This is a genomic window from Vibrio sp. A1-1, from assembly GCF_021728175.1.
In the GTDB taxonomy this organism is placed as follows: domain Bacteria; phylum Pseudomonadota; class Gammaproteobacteria; order Enterobacterales; family Vibrionaceae; genus Vibrio; species Vibrio diabolicus.
On the sequence record NZ_JAKKCL010000044.1, the window covers coordinates 1 to 2,979 of the forward strand.

At 51.2% G+C, this 2,979-nt stretch carries 1 rRNA gene; it reads left to right on the top strand.

Features of this window, described 5'->3' with window-relative positions:
- A 23S ribosomal RNA gene (locus L3V30_RS23870) occupies positions 1–2,871 on the top strand; the annotation flags it as partial.
- Between the last annotated feature and the right edge of the window lie 108 nt (positions 2,872–2,979).

Below are 2,979 nucleotides of genomic sequence, written 5' to 3' on the forward strand. Positions count from 1 at the left end.
ACGGTGGATGCCTTGGCAGTCAGAGGCGATGAAGGACGTATTAACTTGCGATAAGCCCAGATTAGGTAGTAAAAACCACTTGAGTCTGGGATTTCCGAATGGGGAAACCCACTTACATAAGTAAGTATCGTTATGTGAATACATAGCATAACGAGGCGAACCGGGGGAACTGAAACATCTAAGTACCCCGAGGAAAAGAAATCAACCGAGATTCCGAAAGTAGCGGCGAGCGAAATTGGACTAGCCCTTAAGCTTTATAGGCGTCAGGTGAACAAGCTGGAAAGCTTGGCGATACAGGGTGATAGCCCCGTAACTGACGACGCATATTCAGTGAAATCGAGTAGGGCGGGACACGTGATATCCTGTCTGAATATGGGGGGACCATCCTCCAAGGCTAAATACTACTGACTGACCGATAGTGAACCAGTACCGTGAGGGAAAGGCGAAAAGAACCCCTGTGAGGGGAGTGAAATAGAACCTGAAACCGTGTACGTACAAGCAGTAGGAGCAGGCTTTGTCCTGTGACTGCGTACCTTTTGTATAATGGGTCAGCGACTTATATTCAGTGGCAAGGTTAACCATCTAGGGGAGCCGTAGGGAAACCGAGTCTTAACTGGGCGTTCAGTCTCTGGATATAGACCCGAAACCAGGTGATCTAGCCATGGGCAGGTTGAAGGTTGAGTAACATCAACTGGAGGACCGAACCGACTAATGTTGAAAAATTAGCGGATGACTTGTGGCTAGGGGTGAAAGGCCAATCAAACCTGGAGATAGCTGGTTCTCCCCGAAAGCTATTTAGGTAGCGCCTCGGACGAATACTACTGGGGGTAGAGCACTGTTAAGGCTAGGGGGTCATCCCGACTTACCAACCCTTTGCAAACTCCGAATACCAGTAAGTACTATCCGGGAGACACACGGCGGGTGCTAACGTCCGTCGTGGAGAGGGAAACAACCCAGACCGCCAGCTAAGGTCCCAAATTACTACTAAGTGGGAAACGATGTGGGAAGGCTCAGACAGCCAGGATGTTGGCTTAGAAGCAGCCATCATTTAAAGAAAGCGTAATAGCTCACTGGTCGAGTCGGCCTGCGCGGAAGATGTAACGGGGCTAAGTAGTAAACCGAAGCTGCGGCAATATACTTTTGTATATTGGGTAGGGGAGCGTTCTGTAAGCGGTTGAAGGTGTGTGGTAACGCATGCTGGACGTATCAGAAGTGCGAATGCTGACATGAGTAACGATAAAGGGGGTGAAAAACCTCCTCGCCGGAAGACCAAGGGTTCCTGTCCAACGTTAATCGGGGCAGGGTAAGTCGACCCCTAAGGCGAGGCCGAAAGGCGTAGTCGATGGGAAACGGGTTAATATTCCCGTACTTCTTACAATTGCGATGGGGGGACGGAGAAGGCTAGGTGGGCCTGGCGACGGTTGTCCAGGTTCAAGTGCGTAGGCTGAAGAGTTAGGTAAATCCGGCTCTTTCTAAGGCTGAGACACGACGTCGAGCTACTACGGTAGTGAAGTCATTGATGCCATGCTTCCAGGAAAAGCCTCTAAGCTTCAGATTGTAAGGAATCGTACCCCAAACCGACACAGGTGGTCGGGTAGAGAATACCAAGGCGCTTGAGAGAACTCGGGTGAAGGAACTAGGCAAAATGGTACCGTAACTTCGGGAGAAGGTACGCTCTCGACGGTGAAGTCCCTCGCGGATGGAGCTATTGAGAGTCGCAGATACCAGGTGGCTGCAACTGTTTATTAAAAACACAGCACTGTGCAAAATCGCAAGATGACGTATACGGTGTGACGCCTGCCCGGTGCCGGAAGGTTAATTGATGGGGTTAGACTTCGGTCGAAGCTCTTGATCGAAGCCCCGGTAAACGGCGGCCGTAACTATAACGGTCCTAAGGTAGCGAAATTCCTTGTCGGGTAAGTTCCGACCTGCACGAATGGCGTAATGATGGCCACGCTGTCTCCACCCGAGACTCAGTGAAATTGAAATCGCTGTGAAGATGCAGTGTACCCGCGGCTAGACGGAAAGACCCCGTGAACCTTTACTACAGCTTGGCACTGAACATTGACCCTACATGTGTAGGATAGGTGGGAGGCTTTGAAGCGCAGTCGCTAGATTGCGTGGAGCCGTCCTTGAAATACCACCCTTGTAGTGTTGATGTTCTAACGTCGACCCCTTATCGGGGTTGCGGACAGTGCCTGGTGGGTAGTTTGACTGGGGCGGTCTCCTCCCAAAGCGTAACGGAGGAGCACGAAGGTGGGCTAATCACGGTTGGACATCGTGAGGTTAGTGCAATGGCATAAGCCCGCTTGACTGCGAGAATGACAATTCGAGCAGGTGCGAAAGCAGGTCATAGTGATCCGGTGGTTCTGAATGGAAGGGCCATCGCTCAACGGATAAAAGGTACTCCGGGGATAACAGGCTGATACCGCCCAAGAGTTCATATCGACGGCGGTGTTTGGCACCTCGATGTCGGCTCATCACATCCTGGGGCTGAAGTCGGTCCCAAGGGTATGGCTGTTCGCCATTTAAAGTGGTACGCGAGCTGGGTTTAGAACGTCGTGAGACAGTTCGGTCCCTATCTGCCGTGGGCGTTGGAGAATTGAAAGGGGCTGCTCCTAGTACGAGAGGACCGGAGTGGACGAACCTCTGGTGTTCGGGTTGTGTCGCCAGACGCATTGCCCGGTAGCTAAGTTCGGGATCGATAACCGCTGAAAGCATCTAAGCGGGAAGCGAGCCTTGAGATGAGTTCTCCCTGATACTTTAAGTATCCTAAAGGGTTGTCGTAGACTACGACGTTGATAGGCAGGGTGTGTAAGCGTTGTGAGGCGTTGAGCTAACCTGTACTAATTGCCCGTGAGGCTTAACCATACAACACCCAAGGGGTTTTGATGGACTCAATGAAAGAACATTGAATGTGTAGTAACGAGAATTAAGAAACAGCTTTCCGGATTAAAGAATTTGCTTGGCGACCATAGC